The following is a 5,585-nucleotide window of genomic DNA, read 5'->3' as shown; positions in this document are numbered from 1 at the left end:
GATGCCGCCGCCCAGCCGGGAGAGAGCGCCGCCCAGCCCCGTGAGCCGGGGCAGCCGGTAGCGCAGCTGGGCAAGCTCCACCTGGAGCTTGCCCTCGGCGGTGACGGCCCTCTGGGCAAAGATGTCGAGGATGAGGGTGGTGCGGTCGATGACCGGCACGCCGCACGCGTCCTCGATGTTGCGCATCTGCGCCGGGGAGAGCTCGCAGTCGAAGATGACGAGGTCCGCGCCGTCCCCCTTGCAGAATTCCGCGATCTCCGAAAGCCTCCCGCTGCCGATCACCGTGGCCGGGTCGAAGCCGCCCCGCTTCTGGAGCACCCTGGCGGCGGTCTCCGCGCCGGCGGTCCCGGCAAGCTCCTCGAGCTCGTCAAGGGACACCTGCGCGTCGTACTCCCCCGTATCCACCGCGACGAGCACCGCGCGCTGCTTTTTTTCCACATTGTTTTCGATCATCCGCCTGCTCCCTTCCCCCTTTGTCCGGGGCTATCCGCGCCCCCGCGGGGGCGGCAATCTTTTTTCCAGATTCTTTGCATTGAACCCGGGGCGTTTATGGGCTAAACTCAAACTAGAAATCATGAATTGGATGTGAACAACCGATGAAGCTCAACCTGATCGCCAGCATCCCCCTGCGCCCCGTCATCGAACGCATGCTCCCCGCTTCCCCCCATCGGCTGGAGCCGGCCTACCTGCCCGCGGCCCGCGCCGACTGGCCCGCATTCCTGCGTGAGCGGACCGCCCGCGCGGAGGGCTTCGACGCGCTGCTGCTCGCGGACGGCGCGGAACTGCTGGACGGGGAGGGCCTCCTGGCGGGTTCCGTCCCGCTCGTGCTCCCGCGCGTACATAACTGCGTCTCCCTGCTGCTCGGCGGCGCGGCCCGCTACCGCAGTCTCTTCGGCCTGCACGGCGGCGAGCTCTGCTGGCGGGTTCCGCTCTGCGCGGAGGAGCTCTTTTTCACGCCGCGCGCCGACTGCTCCGCCCTCTGCTATCTCGCGGACACCTCCCTCGGGCTGCCCGACGAGGGCATCGAGGCGCGCGTCGCGGCCCGGAAAAACGGCTGGGACTACTTTTCGGAGGAGATCGATCTTTCGCTGCTTGAGCGCCTGCTCGCGGGCAGCTGGGAGGGCGGCGATTTCGTCACCCTCCCGGCGGGCGGCCGGGCGGTTCCCACCTACACCCAGGAGCTTTTCCGCGCAGAGTGAATTTATGCACATGCCGCAAAGGGACGGGCGCAAGCCCGTCCCTTTCGCATGCTTTCAGGCGGTCGCCCTCACCTGTCGGAGACGAGCTCCTTGAGGGAGGAGGCCATCCCGGCCAGAGACTGGATTTCGCTGGGGATGATGATCTTGGTGGCCTTGCCGTCGGCGGCCTTTGCGAACGCCTCCAGGCTCTTGAGCTGGACGACCTTGTCGCTCGCGTTGGCCTCGGTCAGGATGCGCAGCGCGTCGGCGTTCGCCTTCTGCACCAGCGCGATGGCCTCCGCCTCGCCCTGCGCCTCGCGGATTTTCTGCTCCTTGACGCCTTCGGCGCGCAGAATCGCGGACTGTTTTTCCGCCTCGGCGCGCAGGATGGCGGACTCCTTTTCACCCTCGGCCACGAGGATCTGGCTGCGCTTTTCGCCCTCGGCGCGGAGAATCGATTCGCGGCGCTCGCGCTCCGCCTTCATCTGCTTCTCCATCGCGTCCTGGATTTCGCGCGGCGGCAGGATGTTCTTGAGCTCGACGCGGTTGACCTTGATGCCCCATTTGTCCGTGGCCTCGTCGAGGATCGCGGTGATCTTGGTGTTGATGACGTCGCGCGAGGAAAGGGTGCTGTCGAGCTCCATCTCGCCGATGATGTTGCGCAGGGTGGTGGCGGTCAGGTTCTCGATGGCGGAGAGCGGGCGCTCGACGCCGTAGGTATAGAGCTTGGCGTCTGTCACCTGGTAGAAGACGACCGTGTCGATCTGCATGGTGACGTTGTCACGGGTGATGACCGGCTGGGGCGCGAAGTCGGCGACCTGCTCCTTGAGGGAGACACGCTTGGCGATCCGGTCGACAAACGGCGTCTTGAAGTGCAGGCCGGTCTCCCAGGTCGTGTAGTAAGCGCCCAGGCGCTCGACGACGTAGACCGACGCCTGCGGGACGATCTTGAGGTTTGTGATCAGGATGATCAGGACGATCAATACCAGGATGCCCAGAATGATTCCCAACATGTTGTGTCCTCCTTATTGTTCGGTTTGTTTTCCGCAAGGTTCAACGATCAGCTTGACGCCGTCGATGGCGAGCACCCTGATCTTTTCTCCGGCGGGGATGTCGGCCCCGTCGCTGGAGCGCACCGACCAGTCGAGCCCGCCGACCCGCGCGCGTCCCGCGGACAGGTCGTTGTCGATCGGGTCGGTGACAACCCCCACCTGCCCGATGAACCGGTCGGCGTTGGTGCTTTCCTTTTTGACGTGGAGCAGGTTTTTGGCGATCGGCCGGGTGCCGATCAGCAGGACGGCCGAGACGATCACGAACGTCCACAGCTGGACCACCCACGACACGTCGAACAGAGCCGCTTCCGCGGCGGTAACCGCCGCGCCCACCGCGAACCAGATCGATACGAGCTGGACGGTCAGGCCCTCGGACACCGCGAACGCAATGGCCAGCAGCAGCCAGACGATCGGCGCGTACTGCTGCCACCAGGTCAGCATATTCATGCCGGCAACCCTCACTTTCTTTTTCATCTGATATCTGAGCGGCTTTATTATCCGGATTCCGCTTGAACATATTGTACCACATTCCGCCCGAATTCCACAACCGCGAAAGAATCCCTTTTCCGATTCCCCCGCATCCCCCGGCATCCGCCCGCCCCGGCTAATCCCCCGATCTCACCCGCGCGCCCCAGATCTCTCTCAAGCTCCCTCATTCTCCGTTTCCGTTTGCAAAAGCGCATGCGCGGGAAAAGAAAAGCCCCCTGCGGCGCAGGGGGCTTTGCAAAGACGCTGTCAGCGGTAGATGTTGACGCGGATGACGCCCTCGATGCCGCGGAGCTTGGCGATGATCTCATCGCTGATGCAGCCCTTGACGTCGACCATCGTATAGGCGTAGTCCTTCTTGGATTTGTTGGTGAGGTTCTCGATGTTCAGCCCGCTGTCCGAAAGGACGGGGGCGAACTGGGTGAGCATCGCGGGGATGTTCCGGTGGATGAGGGAGATGCGGCTGTCCCCGCTGCGCGGCATCGAGACGGACGGCAGGTTGACCGAGTTGCGGATATTGCCGTTCTCGAGGTAGTCCACGAGCTCTTCGGCGGCCATGCGCGCGCAGTTGTCCTCGCTCTCGGGCGTGGACGCGCCGAGGTGAGGGATCGCCAGCACGCCCGGATGGCCGAGCAGGTCCTCGCTGGGGAAATCGGTGAAGTAGCAGCGGACCTGCTTCTCCTCGAGGCCCGCGAGCAGGTCCTCGTTGACCACCAGGTCGCCGCGCGCGAAGTTCAGGAGCCTGACGCCGTGCTTCATCATCTGGATCGACTCGGAGTTGATCATCCCCTTGGTCTCGGGCGTGGAGGGGATGTGCAGGGTGATGAAGTCGCAGTTCTCATAGATCTCCTTGAGGCTGCCCGCGTGCTTGATGCTGCGGGAGACGTTCCACGCGTTCTCGACCGACAGGTAGGGGTCGTAGCCCCAGACCTCCATGTCGAGGTGGCGGGCGAAGTTGGCGATGCGGGTGCCGATCGCGCCCAGGCCGATCACGCCGAGGCTCTTGCCGGCGAGCTCGGGGCCGACAAACTGGCTCTTGCCCTTTTCGACGAGCTTGCCGACCTCGTCGCCCTTGCCCTTGAGGGACTGCGTCCACACCATCGAGGGGTAGATCTTGCGCGCGGACATGAGCAGCGCGCAGACGACCAGCTCCTTGACCGCGTTCGCGTTGGCGCCCGGGGTGTTGAAGACGACGATGCCCTGTTCGCTGCACCGGTCGATGGGGATGTTGTTGACCCCCGCGCCCGCCCGCGCGACCGCGAGCAGGGATTCGGGCAGCTCCATCTCATGCATCGCGGCCGAGCGCACGAGGATGCCGTTGGGGTCCTCCACGTCGTCGCCGATGCGGTATTTGTTGCGGTCAAAGACGTCCAGCCCGTTGGGGCTGATCTTATTGAGCGTTTTAATGCTGTACATCAGCCGTTCGCCTCCTCAAACTTCGCCATCAGGGCGACCAGTTTCTCCACGCCCTCGACCGGCATCGCGTTGTAGATCGACGCGCGCATGCCGCCCACCGAACGGTGGCCCTTGAGGTTGAGGAAGCCCGCGGCCTTCGCCTCGGACACGAATTTCGCGTCGAGCTCGTCGCTCCCGGTGACGAAGGGGATGTTCATCAGCGAGCGGTCCTCCCTGGCGACGGTGCCCTTGAAGAGCTTCGACTGGTCGAGGAAGCTGTAGAGAACGCCCGCCTTCTTCTCGTTGATCTTCTTCATCTCGGCAAGGCCGCCGATCTCGTTTTTGAGCCACTCAAGCACGAGCTTGCAGATATAGATCGCATAGGTCGGCGGGGTGTTGAACATCGAGCCGTTGTCCACATGGGTCTGGTAGTTGAACATCGTCGGGGTGATCTCCATCGCCTTCCCGACGAGGTCCTCCCGCACGATGACGACGGTGAGGCCCGCGGGGCCCATGTTCTTCTGCGCGCCCGCGTAGAGCAGGCCGAAGCGGCTCACGTCGATCGGCTCGGAGAGGATGCAGGAGGAGACGTCCGCGACAAGCGGGACGCTGCCGGTGTCGGGCAGCTCATGGTAGACGGTGCCGTAGATCGTGTTGTTGAGGCAGATGTGGAAATAGTCCGCGTCGGGCCGGAATTCGGCCGGGTCGAGCTTGGGGATATAGGAGAACGTCCTGTCCTTGGAGGAGGCGACCGCCTTGCAGTCGCCGTACCGGGAGGCCTCCTTGTACGCCTTGGTGGCCCACTGGCCGGTGATCACGAAGTCGGCCTTGCCGGAACCCGTCATCAGGTTCATCGGGACCATTCCGAACTGGCTGGACGCGCCCCCCTGCAAAAAGAGGACCTTGTAGTTGTCCGGAATCCCCATGACCTCGCGCAGCAGCGCCTCGCAGCCGTCGATGATCGCCTGGTACTCCTTCGAGCGGTGGCTCATCTCCATGACCGATTCGCCGGTGCCCTGGTAGTCGAGCATCTCCGAGGCCGCTTTCGCCAGCACGCTCTCGGGCAGCATCGACGGGCCCGCCGAAAAATTGTATGCCCTTGCCAATTGTAAAACCTCCCCTTCCACCCAATTCACTTGGGCAGCGTAATGAAAATATTGATACCATTATATTTCAAACCGCCGTCCCAGTCAATCTTATTCTCCCTTTGGCAGGCAAATTCGCCGTTTTTTTGCAGGACGGGCCCTTTGGACATGCAGATTTCGTGGGTTCTTCCCAAAGGATTTGCCGACGGCGGTTTTAGATTTTCCGCCCGAGGGTCGGAGGGCTTTTGTTCGCGCCCCTCCGGGGCGCTTTAGGGGAGCCGCCTACGGCGGCAAGAATTGCCGGGTCCCGCCCCGGAGATGGTTTTAGATATGCCGCTCACCGAGCGGCGCAGTTTGTCGGTAGTCGACCGACAGCGAGTTCCTTTCTT

Annotated in this window: 5 protein-coding genes and 1 pseudogene; 1 reads left to right on the top strand and 5 read right to left on the bottom strand. The window is 63.5% G+C overall.

Features of this window, described 5'->3' with window-relative positions:
* A pseudogene (locus RDM88_RS11445) lies at window positions 1–453 on the bottom strand (GTPase HflX); the annotation flags it as partial.
* 143 nt (window positions 454–596) lie between these two features.
* On the opposite strand from RDM88_RS11445, the gene RDM88_RS11440 reads away from it, so the two are divergent.
* The gene (locus RDM88_RS11440; protein WP_308754966.1) at window positions 597–1,199 is read left to right on the top strand and encodes a hypothetical protein; all 603 of its coding nucleotides are present in this window, start codon (window positions 597–599) and stop codon (window positions 1,197–1,199) included.
* A 68-nt stretch (window positions 1,200–1,267) separates the two neighbouring features.
* Here RDM88_RS11440 and RDM88_RS11435 read toward each other — a convergent pair whose 3' ends face one another.
* The 4 genes from RDM88_RS11435 to serC form a co-directional block, all read right to left on the bottom strand.
* Complete coding sequence (locus tag RDM88_RS11435) at window positions 1,268–2,191, bottom strand: SPFH domain-containing protein (RefSeq protein ID WP_308754965.1); 924 nt, start codon at window positions 2,189–2,191, stop codon at window positions 1,268–1,270.
* Window positions 2,192–2,203: 12 nt separating this feature from the next.
* Window positions 2,204–2,677, bottom strand: coding sequence for an NfeD family protein (locus RDM88_RS11430; RefSeq protein WP_308754964.1), 474 nt, complete (start codon window positions 2,675–2,677; stop codon window positions 2,204–2,206).
* Window positions 2,678–2,965: 288 nt separating this feature from the next.
* A complete protein-coding gene (locus tag RDM88_RS11425) occupies window positions 2,966–4,132 on the bottom strand; it encodes a phosphoglycerate dehydrogenase (protein WP_308754963.1) in 1,167 nt (388 codons plus the stop codon).
* Window positions 4,132–5,217 carry a 3-phosphoserine/phosphohydroxythreonine transaminase gene (gene serC / locus RDM88_RS11420; RefSeq protein ID WP_308754962.1) on the bottom strand — a complete coding sequence of 362 codons (1,086 nt, stop codon included), beginning with the start codon at window positions 5,215–5,217 and terminating at the stop codon, window positions 4,132–4,134. The genes RDM88_RS11425 and serC overlap by 1 nt, the downstream gene beginning before the upstream one ends.
* Window positions 5,218–5,585: the final 368 nt, after the last annotated feature.

It is taken from the genome of uncultured Anaerotruncus sp. (assembly GCF_902490045.1).
Lineage (GTDB): Bacteria > Bacillota > Clostridia > Oscillospirales > Ruminococcaceae > Anaerotruncus.
This window is presented reverse-complemented; position numbering and strand designations above follow the sequence as displayed.